Annotated in this window: 27 protein-coding genes; 22 read left to right on the forward strand and 5 right to left on the reverse strand. The window is 41.4% G+C overall.

Annotated elements, in window-relative coordinates; all coding sequences use genetic code 11:
* From A4S05_RS21150 to A4S05_RS21195, 9 genes are all read left to right on the forward strand, one after another.
* A partial coding sequence (locus tag A4S05_RS21150; protein ID WP_256091063.1) for an AAA family ATPase occupies window positions 1–1217 on the forward strand: 1217 nt, incomplete at its 5' end.
* 97 nt (window positions 1218–1314) lie between these two features.
* The gene (locus A4S05_RS21155; protein ID WP_069071767.1) at window positions 1315–1671 is read left to right on the forward strand and encodes a hypothetical protein; all 357 of its coding nucleotides are present in this window, start codon (window positions 1315–1317) and stop codon (window positions 1669–1671) included.
* Between the two features lie 13 nt (window positions 1672–1684).
* Window positions 1685–2242 carry a WGR domain-containing protein gene (locus A4S05_RS21160; RefSeq protein ID WP_069071768.1) on the forward strand — a complete coding sequence of 186 codons (558 nt, stop codon included), beginning with the start codon at window positions 1685–1687 and terminating at the stop codon, window positions 2240–2242.
* A 77-nt stretch (window positions 2243–2319) separates the two neighbouring features.
* Window positions 2320–2601 (forward strand): hypothetical protein, encoded by a 282-nt coding sequence (locus tag A4S05_RS21165; RefSeq protein WP_069071769.1) that lies wholly within the window; start codon window positions 2320–2322, stop codon window positions 2599–2601.
* Window positions 2602–2979: 378 nt separating this feature from the next.
* The gene (locus A4S05_RS21175) at window positions 2980–3195 is read left to right on the forward strand and encodes a hypothetical protein (RefSeq protein WP_069071771.1); all 216 of its coding nucleotides are present in this window, start codon (window positions 2980–2982) and stop codon (window positions 3193–3195) included.
* 15 nt (window positions 3196–3210) lie between these two features.
* Window positions 3211–3555 carry a hypothetical protein gene (locus A4S05_RS21180; RefSeq protein WP_069071772.1) on the forward strand — a complete coding sequence of 115 codons (345 nt, stop codon included), beginning with the start codon at window positions 3211–3213 and terminating at the stop codon, window positions 3553–3555.
* A gap of 15 nt (window positions 3556–3570) precedes the next feature.
* The gene (locus tag A4S05_RS21185; RefSeq protein ID WP_069071773.1) at window positions 3571–3783 is read left to right on the forward strand and encodes a hypothetical protein; all 213 of its coding nucleotides are present in this window, start codon (window positions 3571–3573) and stop codon (window positions 3781–3783) included.
* A gap of 9 nt (window positions 3784–3792) precedes the next feature.
* Entirely contained in the window at window positions 3793–4005 is a 213-nt protein-coding gene (locus A4S05_RS21190; RefSeq protein WP_012413181.1) for a hypothetical protein, read from the forward strand.
* Window positions 4006–4038: 33 nt separating this feature from the next.
* Window positions 4039–4395: a hypothetical protein gene (locus A4S05_RS21195; protein WP_069071774.1), complete on the forward strand. Its 357-nt coding sequence runs from the start codon at window positions 4039–4041 to the stop codon at window positions 4393–4395.
* Window positions 4396–4806: 411 nt separating this feature from the next.
* Here the strand turns inward: A4S05_RS21195 and A4S05_RS21200 are convergent, their stop codons facing one another.
* Window positions 4807–5022, reverse strand: a complete 216-nt coding sequence (locus A4S05_RS21200; RefSeq protein WP_069071775.1) for a hypothetical protein — start codon at window positions 5020–5022, stop codon at window positions 4807–4809.
* A 148-nt stretch (window positions 5023–5170) separates the two neighbouring features.
* Between A4S05_RS21200 and A4S05_RS21205 the strand changes: the two genes are divergently transcribed.
* The 9 genes from A4S05_RS21205 to A4S05_RS41795 all read left to right on the forward strand — a co-directional run bounded on the left by A4S05_RS21205 (window position 5171) and on the right by A4S05_RS41795 (window position 10878).
* Entirely contained in the window at window positions 5171–5617 is a 447-nt protein-coding gene (locus A4S05_RS21205; RefSeq protein ID WP_069071776.1) for a hypothetical protein, read from the forward strand.
* Complete coding sequence (locus A4S05_RS21210) at window positions 5614–6126, forward strand: hypothetical protein (protein WP_069071777.1); 513 nt, start codon at window positions 5614–5616, stop codon at window positions 6124–6126. Before A4S05_RS21205 ends, A4S05_RS21210 begins: the two co-directional genes overlap by 4 nt.
* A 65-nt stretch (window positions 6127–6191) precedes the next feature.
* A complete protein-coding gene (locus A4S05_RS21215; protein ID WP_069071778.1) occupies window positions 6192–6512 on the forward strand; it encodes a hypothetical protein in 321 nt (106 codons plus the stop codon).
* Window positions 6513–6528: 16 nt separating this feature from the next.
* A complete protein-coding gene (locus tag A4S05_RS21220) occupies window positions 6529–6969 on the forward strand; it encodes a hypothetical protein (RefSeq protein ID WP_069071779.1) in 441 nt (146 codons plus the stop codon).
* A gap of 3 nt (window positions 6970–6972) precedes the next feature.
* Window positions 6973–7263, forward strand: coding sequence for a hypothetical protein (locus A4S05_RS21225; protein WP_069071780.1), 291 nt, complete (start codon window positions 6973–6975; stop codon window positions 7261–7263).
* A complete protein-coding gene (locus A4S05_RS21230) occupies window positions 7263–8804 on the forward strand; it encodes a hypothetical protein (RefSeq protein ID WP_069071781.1) in 1542 nt (513 codons plus the stop codon). Before A4S05_RS21225 ends, A4S05_RS21230 begins: the two co-directional genes overlap by 1 nt.
* A gap of 89 nt (window positions 8805–8893) precedes the next feature.
* Window positions 8894–9121 (forward strand): hypothetical protein, encoded by a 228-nt coding sequence (locus A4S05_RS40460; RefSeq protein ID WP_141699770.1) that lies wholly within the window; start codon window positions 8894–8896, stop codon window positions 9119–9121.
* A 65-nt stretch (window positions 9122–9186) separates the two neighbouring features.
* Window positions 9187–9492, forward strand: coding sequence for a hypothetical protein (locus A4S05_RS21235; protein ID WP_069071782.1), 306 nt, complete (start codon window positions 9187–9189; stop codon window positions 9490–9492).
* A gap of 1239 nt (window positions 9493–10731) precedes the next feature.
* On the forward strand, window positions 10732–10878 hold the full coding sequence (locus tag A4S05_RS41795) for a hypothetical protein (RefSeq protein ID WP_176727057.1): 147 nt from the start codon (window positions 10732–10734) through the stop codon (window positions 10876–10878).
* 382 nt (window positions 10879–11260) lie between these two features.
* On the opposite strand, the gene A4S05_RS41800 is transcribed toward A4S05_RS41795, so the two are convergent.
* Window positions 11261–11425 carry a hypothetical protein gene (locus tag A4S05_RS41800; RefSeq protein WP_176727059.1) on the reverse strand — a complete coding sequence of 55 codons (165 nt, stop codon included), beginning with the start codon at window positions 11423–11425 and terminating at the stop codon, window positions 11261–11263.
* 165 nt (window positions 11426–11590) lie between these two features.
* Window positions 11591–12475, reverse strand: coding sequence for a DUF4351 domain-containing protein (locus A4S05_RS21245; RefSeq protein WP_069071783.1), 885 nt, complete (start codon window positions 12473–12475; stop codon window positions 11591–11593).
* Between the two features lie 662 nt (window positions 12476–13137).
* Here A4S05_RS21245 and A4S05_RS41805 point away from each other — a divergent pair.
* The 3 genes from A4S05_RS41805 (at window position 13138) to A4S05_RS21255 (ending at window position 14422) form a co-directional block, all read left to right on the forward strand.
* The gene (locus A4S05_RS41805; protein ID WP_176727060.1) at window positions 13138–13296 is read left to right on the forward strand and encodes a hypothetical protein; all 159 of its coding nucleotides are present in this window, start codon (window positions 13138–13140) and stop codon (window positions 13294–13296) included.
* A gap of 296 nt (window positions 13297–13592) precedes the next feature.
* Window positions 13593–14117 (forward strand): MATE family efflux transporter, encoded by a 525-nt coding sequence (locus A4S05_RS21250; RefSeq protein WP_256091066.1) that lies wholly within the window; start codon window positions 13593–13595, stop codon window positions 14115–14117.
* A 38-nt stretch (window positions 14118–14155) separates the two neighbouring features.
* On the forward strand, window positions 14156–14422 hold the full coding sequence (locus tag A4S05_RS21255) for a hypothetical protein (protein ID WP_069071784.1): 267 nt from the start codon (window positions 14156–14158) through the stop codon (window positions 14420–14422).
* A 98-nt stretch (window positions 14423–14520) separates the two neighbouring features.
* Here A4S05_RS21255 and A4S05_RS39145 read toward each other — a convergent pair whose 3' ends face one another.
* Entirely contained in the window at window positions 14521–14772 is a 252-nt protein-coding gene (locus tag A4S05_RS39145) for a hypothetical protein (RefSeq protein ID WP_084227183.1), read from the reverse strand.
* A gap of 56 nt (window positions 14773–14828) precedes the next feature.
* Between A4S05_RS39145 and A4S05_RS44250 the strand changes: the two genes are divergently transcribed.
* Complete coding sequence (locus tag A4S05_RS44250; RefSeq protein ID WP_069071785.1) at window positions 14829–15167, forward strand: hypothetical protein; 339 nt, start codon at window positions 14829–14831, stop codon at window positions 15165–15167.
* 6 nt (window positions 15168–15173) lie between these two features.
* Here A4S05_RS44250 and A4S05_RS21265 read toward each other — a convergent pair whose 3' ends face one another.
* Window positions 15174–16121, reverse strand: coding sequence for an RpoD/SigA family RNA polymerase sigma factor (locus tag A4S05_RS21265; protein ID WP_069071786.1), 948 nt, complete (start codon window positions 16119–16121; stop codon window positions 15174–15176).
* Window positions 16122–16158 lie beyond the last annotated feature (37 nt).

A 16158-nucleotide genomic window follows, 5' to 3' on the forward strand; every position in this document is an offset into this window, starting at 1 on the left:
GCATTGTCTTGTTGGGTCAGAACATACAATTACACGAATCCCTAGTCAGATTGATTCCTTATTGTGAAGTCCCTTTACCGAGTATTGACCAAATACTTGAGCATATCACTTCTTATTTACATGACCTACAACAGTCTGCTAGAGAGCAAGAATTAACCTTTACTGTTACGCTTGAAAATGCTGAATTTGAAACTCTTTCTCGTGCAGCGCTGGGTTTAACTTTAGAAGAAATTAGCGACTTCCTTCGGTTAACAGTCAAAGAAAACTTAACTAATGATGGTGTCGTTGTTGACGCTGATTTCATCCCTAAAGCCGTCGAGTACAAAACTCGGCTACTCTCTCAAATGGGCATTGAGTTGGGTAAACCTGCGATAATCCCATTCGGCGGTTTGGATCTACTGCGCGAATGGCTGACTCGGCGGCGGCGGCTATTCACACAAGAGGCACGAAGTCTTAGCTTACCCCAGCCAAAAGGTGTGCTACTGGCAGGGCCTCCAGGTACTGGGAAATCTCACTGTGCCAAAAACATTGCAACTATACTGAATTTACCACTCCTACAACTCGACATTGCATCCCTTTTAGGTTCACTTGTTGGCGAGTCTGAGGGCAATGTCCGCCGCGCACTTAAAACGGCCCAAGCTATTGCCCCATGCGTGTTATGGGTGGACGAAATAGAAAAAGCCCTCTCCGGTAGTGGCGATACAAGTGGAGTCAGTCAAAGGATTCTAGGCAATATCCTCACGTTTATGTCGGAATCAACCAGTGGCGTGTTTGTCGTGGCAACTTGCAATGACCCTTCTGCACTGCCAACTGAGTTAAAGAGGAAGGGAAGATTTGATGAAAACTTTTTCGTCGATTTGCCGACAGAGCCGGAGCGTGTACAGATTCTAGGAATTCATCTACAACGCTTTGGCATTCATCTGGAATCGGAGTACCTCGAAGCGATCGCTGCCAACACCGCGAAATTTTCAGGGGCAGAACTGGAAACCCTTGCTTCAGAAGCTGCTCTGCTGGCATTCGATGAGGATAGACCGCAGCAGGTAACACTTGCTGATCTCGAAGCTTGTCGTCAAACCATTACCCCGCTTGCGATTCAGGACGCTGCGGCAGTCGAGCGGATGCAGTCCTGGGCATCAACCGCACGACGGGCTAGTAGTCTTGTAGTTGCAGTGAAAACTCAGTCTTTGCGTGCTGCTAAGTTTCGGAATATGAACTGATGAGAAAGCGATTGTCTCCTGATTCTATGGGGGCAATCACTCTTTTTTTTTAGTAATTGAAAGCAACCAATTAACATAGTTAATAAGGCGAATAAACATGACGACAGACTTAGTTACTTATTACGGGCAGACTCCAACTATTGACCAACTGGTTGATAAATATGGTGTGTATTTAGAGAAGTTGGACAGAGAAACTAAGCTTATGCTCCGAATGGCATTAGTAACTTACATTTTTACGTTAGAAAAAGACAGTTCTACTAAGCATACTGTTGCTGAGGCACTTGAGGATGCATTGTCTAATCTGGGCTTATTAGTTTCATATCCATTGTATAAAAACTTGTTTGAGGATGTCTGCTCTGTTTTAAATGGACTAACAACTCTGGAAGCGGAAACATTACTTGAAGCACTACAACATCAAATTCGATGGGGCAATGCCCAGAAGTTAGCGAGTTGACTGGGTTAAAAACATGGAAATCTATTTAGTCTTTGTTGATGCTATCCGAAACAGCAATAAATTCTGGGCGGCCATTGTCGAAGATGGGAATTTGACAGTCCAGTGGGGGCGAGTTGGTTATCAAGCGCAAACCAAAGTTCACACATTAGGCAATCATCAGAGGGCGGTTAGTAAATTTAACAATCTGGTAGCCGAGAAAAAAGGTAAAGGCTACCGCGAAAGTCAGCCAGAAATAGATACCTGTGATGTTTACGAAATTGAGAAAGCTATTGGATTGCTTAATGCAATACGATCTTATGTGATTCATCGGAATTTTGATCAGCATTACATTCAACTCCTTAATCAATACTTAAAAATCGTACCCACGCCGTTGGGGATGCAAATTAATCCCTACACAATATACCGAACTCATGCTGATGTGGATCATCAGCGAGAATTACTCAATTCTTTGTTAACGACACCTGCACCAATTGCTGTTGCGGTGGCTGGTGGTCATACTCCAGAAGCAACAGCAGAACCCAAGGTAGTCAGTCTTAAAACTATCAGTAAAAACTTCTGGCGACATTTGTAAACGAATTACCACAAAGCTTATTTAATAGTAGTTTTGTGGTAGTTTTTTATCGTTGAAAATTAAAATAATGAGTGAATATGGCGAAAATAATTGTTAGTTCTTGGGAATCAGATGGGTATGGACATCATTCTTATATTGATGAGCAAATACATCCTCAATACCTAAAAATAAGAGAAATATGCGAACGGTTAGGAATTGATATTCCAGAAATGGACACTCAAATTACGTCACTTAGCACAAGGACAGAGATTATTGCCGATGAATCTGTACTGGATTATGTGGAGCCAATTTACCATAGCGATGCAGATGGATTTTCGCCGGATTACTTAGATCGATCCGACTACATCAATGCAGAGTAAATAAAAAGATTCCCCAGTGTCTATTTTACTGGGGAATATTTGAAGAAGAATTCAGATATTCACCAATTCAGGAGCGGAGCCGGAGACTCCGTTGCTCCCCTCAGAACAAGAAAGCGGGGTTAATTGAACTGAATTGAAAAGAAAAATTATATCTTCTCATAACACCAATAGGAAAAATATCATGCCGAGAAAATCCACTCATTCCACCTCTACTGACCATTCCTGCTTGTGCCTACAGTATCTTCGTCGTTGTGGTGGTAGCGCACGATTATGCAGCATTAACTTTAGTCTTAATATGATTCAAATGTTGGTCAATCAAAGAAAAGTAAAGATTAAGAATACTGGTACAGGGTTTTTTATTGAATTGGAGGAATCAGGATGAAAGTACAAGTCGAGCAGCTAACTGCTAACGAATTTTTATGGGCGAAAGAGTGGATAAAAGAGTGTTTGCCTTGGCGCGATTTATCCTGCCCCGAAGAAGTTGAAGAACTCACAGAACAAGAAATAATTTCAGGCATCAAAATCCACTATAGCGGAGGGATAAAACAGTTCAAGTCGGCTGTAGAGGATCATATTTTTCCTAGTAATTCATGAGAATAAGTGAAACCAATGGCTAATCACAAACAAATTGCTCGTTCAAGTATGCAAGAGCCAAAAGTCCGATTAGTTAAAAGTCATCGTCCAAGAAGACGATTCAACTCTAAAGTATTCATTGATCGCACCATAGAAACAACTGCAATTATCTCTCTACTCTTGACTGGCTTTTCAGGGGTTGGAGCAATGGCTTGCTGGGGGCTGGAGATTATTGAGATAAATGCTAATCCAAACATCATCATCTCTGGTTGGGAGCAGCAAAAAAATATTTGCCTGGGTGCAATGCTGGTCAGTTTTTCCGCCTTCTTAGGCAGTTCTCTAATCGGAGCAAGTTTTAGTATTCAACGAGATAGATTTTAGGGAAAGAAACGGGCAATGAAAGAGTACAAAACCAAACATGGCGGCTACAAAATTGAGACTGCCGAGTTATCAGATGGTGCTGTGGATGTTCATGTTGGGAAGCTGGGCTTTTTGAAAACAACTTGGGCATCACCTTCAACTCAAACTTTTGACAATCATACACAAGCTGTTCGCCATGCCAAAAATGCTATTGATAGCGGCAAAATTAATTCAGTTTTTCAACGTTAGAACACACCAATGGAAATTAAGCTAACTACTTCAGAAATTCAAGCCATATTGCAAGGCTGTCAATATACACTGCGGCTTATTAGCAGTAGTCAAGATTATCGCAATATCGAATCCTCCGAATACTTTTCTACATTGAATGACGTGGTTTTAAACGATGCTTTCAATATTTTGGGGGAAGTCTTGAATGCAATCGATGATATGAAGCAGATGACTCAACAGTAAACAGAAAGAATCTAAATTTAGAAGGGTAAGAAAATGACGTTAACTCTGAATAATCGCTCTCGAAACAAAGAATCGTCCCTGACGCAAGCATTACGGCAGATACAACAGTTGAATTCTAAGATTCAGGAATTAGAGCAGCAGCATCAAGATTATGTGCAGAAGCAACAGAATTTGATTCCAGCGATCGCTGAAATTTGTATTTCTCCAATACAGGAAATACAGGCGCTGCGGATTCTGATCTGTCGGGGAGAAGCAGCTTGTCGGCAGTACTTGCGCTCGGTGCTAGTCAAACAGGGTCAGGCTTCAAAAATGACCACAGGACAAATGGAAAAACCCGCTTTAACTAAAAGAGCCAAAAACCAGGGTTTTCTGCAAAGTTCAAAAAAATGAATTTTCTTTCTCATAGAGGCGCGGAATCAGTCAGGGCAAGGGATTGAGCAGACCATGAGACAGTTATTTTCACGGCATTACTAGGGTTTCGAGCCTCATCGAAATCATCCGCGTGTCCCAAAGCCTTGATGCTACCGTGTTTGAGGTCGAGCAGAGTCTCATGGTCTGCTTGCTTTTTAGCGAAGGCACAAAAAAAAGGGGGGTGCAGAGGAGCAGAGGAGCAGAGGAGCAGAGGAGCAGAGGAGCAGGGGAGCAGGGGAGCAGGGGAGCAGGGGAGAAAGAAGAAGTTTTAGGTATACGAATCGCACTTTAGAAATTCCCCTCTGCACCCCTGCCCCTCTGCAATCCTTACGCTGCTTACCCTTCAGCTTAATAAGCGTGCCATCCCCCTTTAGACTAAATCCCGTCAACTTATTCGGCTGTACTTTGTGCTTCAGGAATCAAACCCAACTGGTAACGGGCAAGAGTTCCTTGAAGGTGAAGCGCAAATCCTTTTTCCCAAAAGACGCGATGCATTTCTGACTCATTCCAGCCCTCCATTGCTTGAACTCGCTTTGCGGCTTCATACAACGGTTCTGGAATAGAAACTCCAGTCTGAACCATTTTTGGTGTAGTTTTCTTAGGCATTTTCTCCTCGACAATAACGCTTACCTAACTTTACCCCTATAGTTCTATGTTTTTGCCGAGAACTTTTTCAGAATAATACCTCATCTATAGGGTTATAGATAAGGTATTTATGCTAATCTAGAATTGCAAAGATGTTACGGCTGTTTCTATGGCAGGAACAATTCTGAGGAACGAATATGAAAAAATTGTTGGTCAAGTTAGTGATTACACTTGGCCAAGAATTCTTCGTCGATTAGAAATATCTGATACCACCAGTGCCAAAGCTGGGGTAATTCTGCTGGTAAGAGCTTATGCTCAACTAAAGCTTTTAAATCCCAATCGCACCATTCGATTATCAGATGTTCAACGCTACGAATTTATTTGTTCAAACTTGCCACAATTGTCATGCAACGGCGCTCAACTCTTTGAAGCATTACAAAGGCTAGAACCGCGACCATCTAAACCAACAATTTATCGGTGGGGTCAAGAAATTGGAGTGCCATTTTCTGTGGACAAGATGTATACAGAAATTGAAATTCAGCAATGGGTAAAGAAAATTGCTTCTCAAACTAAATTTAAGTTTCGTCAACCTAAATCAATAGGAGTCGCTTCATGAAAGATTTGCAAGAACTTCTCATCGCTAATGGAATCGAAATGAGTTCTGAAGAACTACGCTTGTACTTACAAAAGAAAGACGTAGATCCCGATGCGATTACTGAGGCAGAAATTATTGCCATCTCTGACGAACTTGTGGCACTCAAAAAAGCTAGTAATTTAATTGTTTCTAGCAATGGTAAAACAGCTAAAACTACCAAACGTACTGCCAAAACCAATAAAGCTCAACAGAGCATGAGTGATTATAAAACTTCACTTGCCAATCAAGCCAAGCAGTCGTTAGCAGAGATACAATCTTTTAATTCTGCAATTACCCAAGGGACACGCGAGTTTGCTCACAAGGAGGCAGTTGAAACAATCGAGACTTTAGCTAATGTGTCTAACGAGTATTTAGCAGAAGTAGCACAGTTCGCCAAAGAATTCCAGGGAGAACCAGAAGCCTTTTTTCGGTTCGGTCAAGAGATTACATCGCTCTATCTCTCTGCTAGCAATGCAGATGCGACCGAATAAATTCATCTTGGTAGCAGCAGTACTAAATCTGCTGCTATTAACCCTCGTTTTGGGCGTGGCAATATATGGAGCAACAAGACCAAACCCATCGCAAAGCATTAAATATTCACCTGAAGAAGGACGGGGAATTGAATCTGTCAGGGCTGACACTAAAAAACCTGACAACAGAAGAATTCCTGGTAGTCCAGCAAATTATTGATGAGTCGAGAGTGCGATCGCAGTCCAATAGACAGATTGAGGAATTGATGCAACGGGGAATGATGGCTCAAACTGCGATCGCAGCAATAACAGTTTTGATGTTTTCATTCATGGGCATATATGGCATAACCCGATATATCGGCTCACAAGTTCAACAAGTTCAGCAAACTTATACCAATTTTAAGTAGTAGGGGGGAGAAAGCAATGTTAGGAAAATGGCTTCCTGGTTTGTTTGGTAGTAAAGGTGATGGAGTAGTATCAACGGATTTAAGAGTTGGGGATGCTACCCAAATTGAAGGAAATCTCCCTTCATCAATCCGCGAACGCTACACATTGCCAGCTTACACTACAGCAAAGCAGGTTCTTGATGAAGCAGAAGTGGCTGGCACTCTAAAAGCACAGAAGTGGTTGCACACTAAATTTTCCCGGCATAGGCTCAAGCAGTTGCAATCCTTGGCAGAGATGTATAAAAACCAATTGGCATATTCTCAAGAAGCCATGAAGGTTGAGGAAGATTTACAGCGAACCAGAGGGTTACATGGGGAGGCGGTAATTCGTCATGCCTTTGGTTCGCAGGAACAACAACGCCAGTTGGGGGGATATGAGAAAGCATTTGATGAAGTGGGAGATTCATTCCGATTTTAGGTTATGCAAAGTATTAAGCTCTCTCATGTAGGATATGCAGTATGTGGGGTTGGCTTTTCTATGTTTATGGGTTATTTATCCGTTGCCAGCCCCGTTAGTCGATACATTCTTTGGTTTATTGGCATAATCTCCATCTGCTGCATAGTTCTGGGGTTATTCAACTTTGGCGGTTTAGTCATTAAAGGTTTTGGCTTCAACCGTAAAACTTTCACCATTGGGTTAATGCCTGGAGTGATATTCCTGTTTGTCTTCTTGACTTTAGTTGCAGCCGGTGTTGCGTTGGGGGTGAGGTAATGGGATTTGAATTACAACGTCTAACTGCCAGTAGCGTCATTCATGCAGAACGGAGTATTTTATGTTCTTTAGGAGCGAGTGCAGTGTTATGTCTGTCTGCTCCTTTTTTCTTAAACACTGATCGAATAACAACCGGAATCTTACTCGGCGCTGGGACGGTCAGTGCTGGGTTGTTTGGGGTATCCGCCCAAATCAGTGAAAGTAAGGAAAAAGTTTACCAGTCTTTGCTAGAAGCTGACTTGAAATCACTTAAACAGCATTTACAAGGTGAGGCTGTTTATGATTATGTTACGACTGCGATCGCAGCCAAACGCCGAGTTGCTGATTATGTGAATCGGCTACCAATGCAAGAGCGCCCCCGATGGATAGCAGAATATCAGTTGCAAGGGTTGGTTACACTCCCAGAACCACCAGCACAACAATCACCTTCACCGACTGGTATTCCCAATCCCGATATTGCTGATATTGATGAAGAATTTGTGCAGTCCGTGATTAATCCGGGTGCGATGAAAGTTCTCCAAGCGATCGCAGCTAATTATCCTGAGTACATCAGAATTGATGGTGCTTGGATTGATGAACTGTGTGATGCTGCATCTAATCAAAATATGACCCTTCGCAGCAATCACCATTTTTACCTTTCTGGTGGAACACAATCTGGCAAATCAACTTTAGCAGGAGTGATTATCAACAAAATTGCTGCAAAATCTCAAACACCAGCAATTGTCATCGGCAGCGATCCAAAGGATGATGTCACCAGATGGTTGTGCAAGTTCAGCCGTAAGTTTGACGGCATGAAAGAACTAAAAAACTGGATTACCTTTGCCACAGACCAAATTGACAAGCAGAAAGCCAGAGTATCAATTGTTGGTGGTGAATGTCACGGTGTTCCTGAATTATTTCTTGCTCAAGATGAGGTGGACTCTGTATTTGGAGGAGGCAAGGGACTTCCGGGAATGGTTGATGCTGATACTGCCAAAGATTTGCAGGGTTTTTGGAACTATGTCATCAAATTCACTGCTGGGTTAAAGGGTCATGGTTTATTTATGGGCCAGTCCCCGCTCTCTGGGGAAACCGGATTTAGCCGCCCATCTCTGAAAAACGTTTGCTTTATTGCTGTAGGGCAGACATCGAGTTATATCCTTGACCATCCACAAGACTTTGTAAACGTTAAAAAGGAGATTTTGGAAGTCTTACGACAGGCTTGCGAAATGTTAGATAAAGCCGGAGTTCGATATGCCTTAGTGATTCCCACTCGGTCTAATCCCTTTGTTGCTCTAATCCCGGAATTTGATATCAAAGGTCTGGAACAAAAACAGGATTCCAAACCGAATAGTGACACTGTTGATAGTTCTAAAAATAATCAACAATCCTCACAGCAGCAGGTTGACTGGTACGAAGAAATTAGAAAATGGGCAACAGAATTAGGGAGAAGACCACATTTTCAGGAAATCAAACAAAAGTGGCACGAATTAACGGGGCAAGAGTTAAACGAAAAAGGGGTGACTCTATTACTAGAAAATCTCGGCTACCCAGACAACTAAATTGGAATGCTCGATATGGTAATCCCAAAGAGTATAGGAAACAAGTAGCAATCGCTCACAGAAAAACTCACAATTATTGTGTCGTTTGCTTGACTAAGAAAAGTGAAGAAATCCATCACGCTTACTACGGCAACGACATCATTGGTCAATCTACATTTCCTACGTGCTACCGTTGTCATAATGAGATTTGTCATAGTCCAATCAACTGGATAAAAAGCCGTAGTAATCCTGTTTGGGGGAATCGCAATACTGACGAATTTATTACGAGATTGAGGCTGGGATATCAGCTACTTTATGGAGGAATCAAACATTTTTAATTAGTTGAACAGTGTCGTTAATTTTCCTAAAAATTAAGTTTTAAGCTAATCGGAGAAGAATTCTCATGTATAACAGCGAATATGATGATTTAAGTTTTGAAGAGCAATTACATCTGACTGAATCCCTTATCAGACGGCGACACAATCAGCAGATGTTCTTGCGCCGAAATGCCCAACTGTTGCAGAAGGAGTTAAGCTTTGAGGCTGAATTGTTAGAAGAAAATCCAGAGTTAGCCCAGACGATTCATTCTCTTAATATGCGAGAGATTCGGAGTAATCAGCAAGGGCTACAAAATGTTTTAGGTTCAGAAGAATCACCTTCAAAAGAGCAAAGTGTTTGGAGTAAGTTTTTTCCAGGGTTAGGAGGATGAATGAAAATTTTTGATATCAGAGATCGCCTTAATTCATTAGTTAACCAAACAACTCAAGTCGGCATTGGGTTTGCTATTCCTGTGAGTCGTAATTTTTAGGCGATCGCTTAATAATTACTTGTCTTTGCGGCGGGACACATTCTGAAAGGAATTACCAATAACTTCTCGGAATTCAACAACGAAGTCAATCATTTTTGATGGAATAATCTTGGCTAGAAACTGACCACTTTAACGGGCGTATCGCTTGATTATAACAACCAAGTTCACTGTCCGGCGGCAAACGACTTCCGAATTCAAAAAAATGCTTCGGCGCAACGCCTTGTTATCCCTCGTTTCTAATCTACGTTTCGTTTTTGAAAAAGTTTTCGGGCCACAGAAATTCAGGCAGGTGCATCCGAATCAATTCGGATGCCCAATCGTATCCACGTGCCTCGAGTTCCCTTACGAAGTGCGGCCACGGCGGTATGTTGCTTCGGTAGACGCTGGACGAAGAAGTAGACATTCCGCCGCCTTGGGAAGTAGAGAGTCCGCCGTACTGTGACGTTGAGAGTCCGCCGTCTTGCGAGGTCGACAAACCACCGTATTGAGACGTTGAAAGTCCACCGTACTGTGACGTTGAGAGTCCACCATATTGAGACGTAGAGAGTCCGCCATATTGCGATGTGGAAAGTCCCCCATACTGCAATGTAGATGCGCCGCCGTATTGGGATGTAGACATTCCGCCGTCTTGTGATGTTGAAAGCCCTCCGCCTTGGCTTGTGCTGAGGTTGCGGGGCCAAGTCCGCATGTTTGGTATTTCTGGTCTGCCCATCAATGATCCTCCTTTGGTTCGATTACGCAACGACTGTTTCTTTCAGGGATAACTAACTATGTATTAGACGGAAACTTTCTGCCTAATCTGATCATAGGGTCTATAGGCTGAAATTTGACTTTCAGTCTATAGACCTTATGCGGGATATTATACGGAAACTTTCCGCCGAAGATCCCATTTTTGGGTGATTAGACGGAAACTTTCTGCCTAATCATCTAAATCGATGTACTAGACAGAAACACTCATGCATTATTCAACTATATAAATTTACTCTTGGGATTTGGTTGCGATCGCATCAACAATCCATCTATCCATCTCCTAAAGGCGATCGCCAGTACTGTAAGTCGTGATTATTAGGCGATCGCCTCAATTATCTAACTGCTAAAGGTTTTGCTATATGCGATCTAAAGTTAAGTGGAGGTACTGTATTGCGATCGCAATATATTACTCGTCTAGTTGTGGCGGGTATCATTTACACCCAGTTAAAGGAAGTAAACCTCAAGTATCTAAAGGTCAGCGAAGAAAAATATCAAGAGCTATTGCAGGCGAAGGCAATACTTGAGAGTCAGCAATAAAAACTACTTTTATCAAGAAAGGCAGATAACGCTGCGCTATCTGCCTTCTGCCTTCTTCGAGGTGATCATAACTCAAATCTTTTTACGCAGTTTTGCCCCAACTACAACAGAAATGGTTGATAAACTAATCTCAGTTGCACTCGACTTAATAAATCCTCAACATTTAAGAAACTGGTTTGCTAGTTGCTGTTACTGTACCTCATAGCAGCCGTAAATGCTCTATCCCTCTTCTGTCACTTTCCGAAAACATTTGCCATTTCTGAATTCTAGAGCTTTTGTATAGCCTGCGATGTCTACGACGGGCTACGCCTACGCACGATTATTTTCTAATAACAAATACAAGACCGATTTTTTTCTAATAGTATAGCTTGTATTCATTGCCTCATAAGGCTTCTAGCAATCGCCCTCCCGGAGAGTGACAGAAGAGGGCTATTGTGCAGTTTCCCAGTTTGGAGCAAATAATCTCTATTGCCAAGCCATTGAAAAAGACAATTTTGTGTTCGTTATCTTGTCCATCGCTTAAAGTGACAAGTTTTGTTCTGCTCATTTTTTCCATCTCAGAGACAGTATTCTCAAAGAAATACAATTTATGTCCACAGTCGCAATAAAATGATGATGATGGAAATACTTCTATTGCCATTTTAAAAGCCAAGATAAACACACCAAATACTACCATGCTCTATAGAAGAGAATGGATACCTGGGTCATGTTATTATCTGGCTTGCTGATTTAACCAAGCTTCTAAATCCGTTACTACAGAAAAATCTAATAACGCTTCTCCTAGAATAGACAATTGCTCAATAGATAATCCTCGAACTCCTTCAATCAACGATGCATCAATTTCACCAAGACGACGATTTAGTTGACGTATAATTAAATCCTGTTGTCCTTCTTGTTTGGCTTTTTCACGGTCTTGCTGATAAAGTGGTTCTAATCGCATAATTAACTCCCTATCATCCAATTCTAAATTTTGATTGATTCTTAAATTCTGGCGCAGATTATAAACTAATTCTAGCGTTGCTTGCCTGTATGGGTGATTCAATGGTAAGTTTGATAATTCCACAATTGCCTGTGACTGCACACTCCCCCTGCCAAGAATTCTCAACCACAAGGTTTCCGGTGTTTGTGGTAGTTGATGTATGGCTACAATTGCTGTCCGTAGCGCATCACCTAAAAAGTATACTCCTGGCAACCACCCCGATTTCTGATTAACATTAAAGCTTGATAGTAATGCTGGAGATGCAGTTGGAGTTAGAACCCATAGTTTCGGAATATCTGACTCTTGGAGTTTGGTTTTATTCGCTTTAGCGTCTCGTCGCAGGAGAGCTTTTACTTCTAGTAATTTTTGAATACAATCACAAATTTCATCACCAGAAGCGGCATTCCGAAATGGTTCTAATATTGCCGGAAATTCGGCAAATCTTCCAAGTAGCCCTAGCACTTCTAAATTAGAAGTTTGCTGTAATGATGGAGTAAATAGCACATCAATTTCTTTGATCTCTCCTGATATTTTTGATGATGGCTTTACTTCCCCATAAGGTTTTAATAGTTCTTCTAGATAATCTTTGGCAAATTCGTCGTGTACAAATCGAGTCATTCAATTAGGTTATTAAAAATTAATTGGAAGTGATTAATAATATTGTGATTTTACCCCCTGCATGACCAAATTTTGAACCATAACGTGACCAAAAGTTAACGTAATTTCAAGCTTTTGAGCCAATCAATAACTTAACTTTATGAATCAAATTATGTCCGCGTGTTTTAAATGTGAACCATAATACGACCAAAAGTTTTATTTTGAGACTTGGTAAAAAATGCCGAGCAAGACACACTAATTTAGTCGAAAATTTTAAACTTTCGGTCAAAATATGATTCAAAATGTCCACAATATGGTTCAAAAATATGTTTCACCAAAAATTGAGTGATAAAGCGATGCCTGCGGCGGGCTGCACCTACGCCTGAAATCTGAATTTTTATTTCTCTCTCATCGCGGTACGGTACAAATGAACTATTTGACCATGTTCCTTGCTGTAATTAAGTTTTGAGTTTTTTGAACTCCATTTATAGCTTTGAACTATATGTTGTCCTAGTACAGAGTGAAGTATTTCGTGACCGTTTGGCTAAATTATCGTTCAAATCACAAATATTTTATCTGTATTTACAACCCATTTTAATCACACCTCAAATTTAAGCCGAATTCAGTCTGTTTCATGCTGTTTCGCAATCAGCCGTCAGTTTGCGCTCATCTCCAAGCTGATCATGGAAATTTTGGAGCAAACAATTCCTCAAAGACAGGGTAGAACAAATCCCAGAGTAGTCAAAAAACCTCGTTCTAAGTTTCCAGCGAGAATTCCCATCCACACAGGAGCGGGTACTAAACGTCAACCACTGACTTTTTTTATTCTCAATACTGCTTAATTCTTAACCGAGAAGTATTGCGGCGCTATCATTGGGGGCAAGAAAAGAGCGAATTAATTAATTCAAAATTACTGAGCTATTCTTCAATTTTGAATTTTGAATTTTGAATTGTTTCGGTCATTGTTGTGTTCAAGGGATTTACTAATTTTGTCTATCTTTGCTCAACGTTCAGCATTCATCCACCGTTTTCTCAAACTGGCATCTGTAAATGTTCTTTCAAATCTAATGGTTCCGTTGGCAGGACTAATAGATGTAATGTTTTAGGGCATTTAACGGAGATTCGTCATTTAGCAGGTGTGGCAATAGCAACAATTTTATTCAATTATATTTATTGGACATTCGGTTTCTTACGCATGGGTACAACTGGAATGGTTGCACAGGCTATAGGGCGTAAAGATAACCAATCGGCAATATTGATTGGTTTACAGCATGGAATTTTAGCACTGATATTAGGACTCGCCATCCTGATATTTCAACAACCTTTACAAATATTAGGGTTTGCAATTCTAAGTGCTACACCGGAAGTTAAAACTTCTGGTGTTGATTTCTATAATGCTTTAATATGGGGTGCCCCAGCAACATTGATTAACTTTGTCTTGATTGGTTGGTTTCTTGGACAAACCCAAAGTAGTAAAGTACAGAATAAATCTATCTTCAGGGGAAATGTATATTTTCAATTATCTATTTTGCCCCTGAGTGATGCTTACAGTTCAAGAAGGCTACGTACCTTTACTCCAAGACTAAAGAAAGATCGGCTATCTTTTAAATGTTGCCAAACGCTTCCGGGAGCCTTACTTTCATTAAGCGTCGGAGAGAACTAAAATACTTATTAGTATAAATATACTATCAAACTAATAAGATGACAGAACAAGGCAGCATTTACAACCATAATGGTCAACCATCAACAGCTAGCATTCAATCACGTCAAATGGCCGAAAAGTTCGCCAATGGCATTGCTGAATTTAATTGGAAAGTTGATTACTTCAAATTTTGTGAGCTTTTAGAATTAGAACCAGGGGAGTATGCAGATGAGCAATACCGATATTTTCAGCAGTTAGCAGAATCGCTGACGAGATTTAACGCTGAGTCTTTAGCCAAAATGATTGATGCTGGGGTGGAAAAGTAAGCTTTTGAGTTCATTACGAAGTTAAAGGTGGGGACTGAAATCAACTTTCTTGCTTGATTTTGAGTCACCACCACTGACTACCAATCTTTGGCAAAAAATCACCCAGCTATATCCTTCCCACTCTTATAGTTCATCGCTCTGGGTTTCCTCTTGCCTATAGGGACTACTTTCGATTGCTTGGGAGGTTGAGGCGGACGGCATGTTTCACAGTAGAGCGGTCGCACACCAAAGGTTTCTCGTTGTGTGGGTTGTTCACACTGCTTACACACGAAGTTGAAAACGCGAGTATGAATTTCCCGCTTGTGCGCTCTGACGGTGTACTCTCGGACTTCAATAGTTTTGCTGGGCATCGGCTCTGTAATCGTTGTTCTATTTATAAGGATAGTTTCTAGATAGCAATATATTCATGCATCATCTGATTGAAACAGGGATAATTGCCCAGGTGAAATATTGCCTCGCCCAAATCGGTGATAGTAGAGATGGCAGCTACTGCAAAGACAGCCTAAGTTTTCTTTTCGGTTATCAGATGGGTCGAAGTTGTAATGATGAACCTGAAGGTTATGAACCCGACGTTGGGATAAAGTTAGCTCTGATGGTTTCTCGCTTCCTGGCGCAAGCAGAGGCGATCGCACTTAGTACAGCGCCAATCGGAGGCATCTTTTACAGATGTGGCGATTTGTTTCCAATCTTTGGAGTAGCGGGTTTTGCTCATACTCTCCTATTCGACAACTTCAGCGCGAGTTAATTCTAATTAATTAAGATACTCCTTAATGCCACTTTGTTCACGACGGAGAATTGCTAAAGCTTTATGCTCAAGCTGACGGATTCGTTCTCGGCTCAAGTTTAAGCGTAAGCCGACTTCAGTCAAACTCAGTTGATGATCATTCTCTAGCCCAAAACGCAGAATTAGTATTTCGCGTTGTATAGGGGGTAGGGATGCCAGCAGATTATTTAAATCGAGGTGCAACAGTTCCTTAGTGAGCCGTTCGTCTGAGGACATGCTCTCATCAGGTAAGATATCCAATAGCTCAGTGTCTTGGTTGTCTCCCACACGCAAATCCAGAGAAACTGGCTGTTTCGAGACACTGAAATATTCTCGAACCTGGTTAGGCTTTAAATTTAATTCTTCGGCAATTTCGGTGACAGTAGCATAGCGACCGAGTTTTTGAAAGCTTTCTCGCTGTACTTTCTTGATTTTATTAAGTATTTCGGTTAGATGAATTGGCAATCGAATAGTACGAGATTTTTCTCCAATTGCGCGTGTGATTTCCTGACGAATCCACCAGTAAGCATAAGTCGATAGTTTATAACCTCGGTTAGGGTCGAACTTCTCTACCCCTTTTTGCAAACCGAGTGTACCTTCTTGAATTAAATCGAGAAATTCTAAATTGCGGTTCTGGTATTTCTTGGCAACAGAAACTACCAACCGCAGGTTAGCTGTCACCATTTTCTGTTTCGCTTTTCGGCCTTGTTGAATGACTGATTGTAGTTCAGCTACATTTTGCCCAAGCGAGGTAGCTAATTCCAAGTCAGTTGGTTGTCGGTTAAGTTGGAGTGCGATCGCTTCTCGTTGCTGTTCAACCGCCATCATCTGCTGCACAAGCCTAGCGTTTGTAATCTCCTGCTCAGGAGTTAGCAGAGGGTAGCGTCCGATTTCTTTAAGGTAGGAACGAACTAAGTCCGTAGTTGGATTGGGCATTATTAATAAATGATGAATGGAGTTCCGGTAAAGAGGA

It is taken from the genome of Nostoc sp. KVJ20, assembly GCF_001712795.1.
GTDB lineage: Bacteria > Cyanobacteriota > Cyanobacteriia > Cyanobacteriales > Nostocaceae > Nostoc.

Coding starts and splice junctions, on each gene's coding strand:
- A4S05_RS21155 (WP_069071767.1), top strand. CDS start 1,315: ATGACGACAGACTTAGTTACTTATTACGGGCAGACTCCAACTATTGAC.
- A4S05_RS21160 (WP_069071768.1), top strand. CDS start 1,685: ATGGAAATCTATTTAGTCTTTGTTGATGCTATCCGAAACAGCAATAAA.
- A4S05_RS21165 (WP_069071769.1), top strand. CDS start 2,320: ATGGCGAAAATAATTGTTAGTTCTTGGGAATCAGATGGGTATGGACAT.
- A4S05_RS21175 (WP_069071771.1), top strand. CDS start 2,980: ATGAAAGTACAAGTCGAGCAGCTAACTGCTAACGAATTTTTATGGGCG.
- A4S05_RS21180 (WP_069071772.1), top strand. CDS start 3,211: ATGGCTAATCACAAACAAATTGCTCGTTCAAGTATGCAAGAGCCAAAA.
- A4S05_RS21185 (WP_069071773.1), top strand. CDS start 3,571: ATGAAAGAGTACAAAACCAAACATGGCGGCTACAAAATTGAGACTGCC.
- A4S05_RS21190 (WP_012413181.1), top strand. CDS start 3,793: ATGGAAATTAAGCTAACTACTTCAGAAATTCAAGCCATATTGCAAGGC.
- A4S05_RS21195 (WP_069071774.1), top strand. CDS start 4,039: ATGACGTTAACTCTGAATAATCGCTCTCGAAACAAAGAATCGTCCCTG.
- A4S05_RS21200 (WP_069071775.1), bottom strand. CDS start 5,022: ATGCCTAAGAAAACTACACCAAAAATGGTTCAGACTGGAGTTTCTATT.
- A4S05_RS21205 (WP_069071776.1), top strand. CDS start 5,171: ATGGCAGGAACAATTCTGAGGAACGAATATGAAAAAATTGTTGGTCAA.
- A4S05_RS21210 (WP_069071777.1), top strand. CDS start 5,614: ATGAAAGATTTGCAAGAACTTCTCATCGCTAATGGAATCGAAATGAGT.
- A4S05_RS21215 (WP_069071778.1), top strand. CDS start 6,192: ATGGAGCAACAAGACCAAACCCATCGCAAAGCATTAAATATTCACCTG.
- A4S05_RS21220 (WP_069071779.1), top strand. CDS start 6,529: ATGTTAGGAAAATGGCTTCCTGGTTTGTTTGGTAGTAAAGGTGATGGA.
- A4S05_RS21225 (WP_069071780.1), top strand. CDS start 6,973: ATGCAAAGTATTAAGCTCTCTCATGTAGGATATGCAGTATGTGGGGTT.
- A4S05_RS21230 (WP_069071781.1), top strand. CDS start 7,263: ATGGGATTTGAATTACAACGTCTAACTGCCAGTAGCGTCATTCATGCA.
- A4S05_RS21235 (WP_069071782.1), top strand. CDS start 9,187: ATGTATAACAGCGAATATGATGATTTAAGTTTTGAAGAGCAATTACAT.
- A4S05_RS41800 (WP_176727059.1), bottom strand. CDS start 11,425: ATGAGCAGAACAAAACTTGTCACTTTAAGCGATGGACAAGATAACGAA.
- A4S05_RS21245 (WP_069071783.1), bottom strand. CDS start 12,475: ATGACTCGATTTGTACACGACGAATTTGCCAAAGATTATCTAGAAGAA.
- A4S05_RS41805 (WP_176727060.1), top strand. CDS start 13,138: ATGGAAATTTTGGAGCAAACAATTCCTCAAAGACAGGGTAGAACAAAT.
- A4S05_RS21255 (WP_069071784.1), top strand. CDS start 14,156: ATGACAGAACAAGGCAGCATTTACAACCATAATGGTCAACCATCAACA.
- A4S05_RS39145 (WP_084227183.1), bottom strand. CDS start 14,772: ATGCCCAGCAAAACTATTGAAGTCCGAGAGTACACCGTCAGAGCGCAC.
- A4S05_RS44250 (WP_069071785.1), top strand. CDS start 14,829: ATGCATCATCTGATTGAAACAGGGATAATTGCCCAGGTGAAATATTGC.
- A4S05_RS21265 (WP_069071786.1), bottom strand. CDS start 16,121: ATGCCCAATCCAACTACGGACTTAGTTCGTTCCTACCTTAAAGAAATC.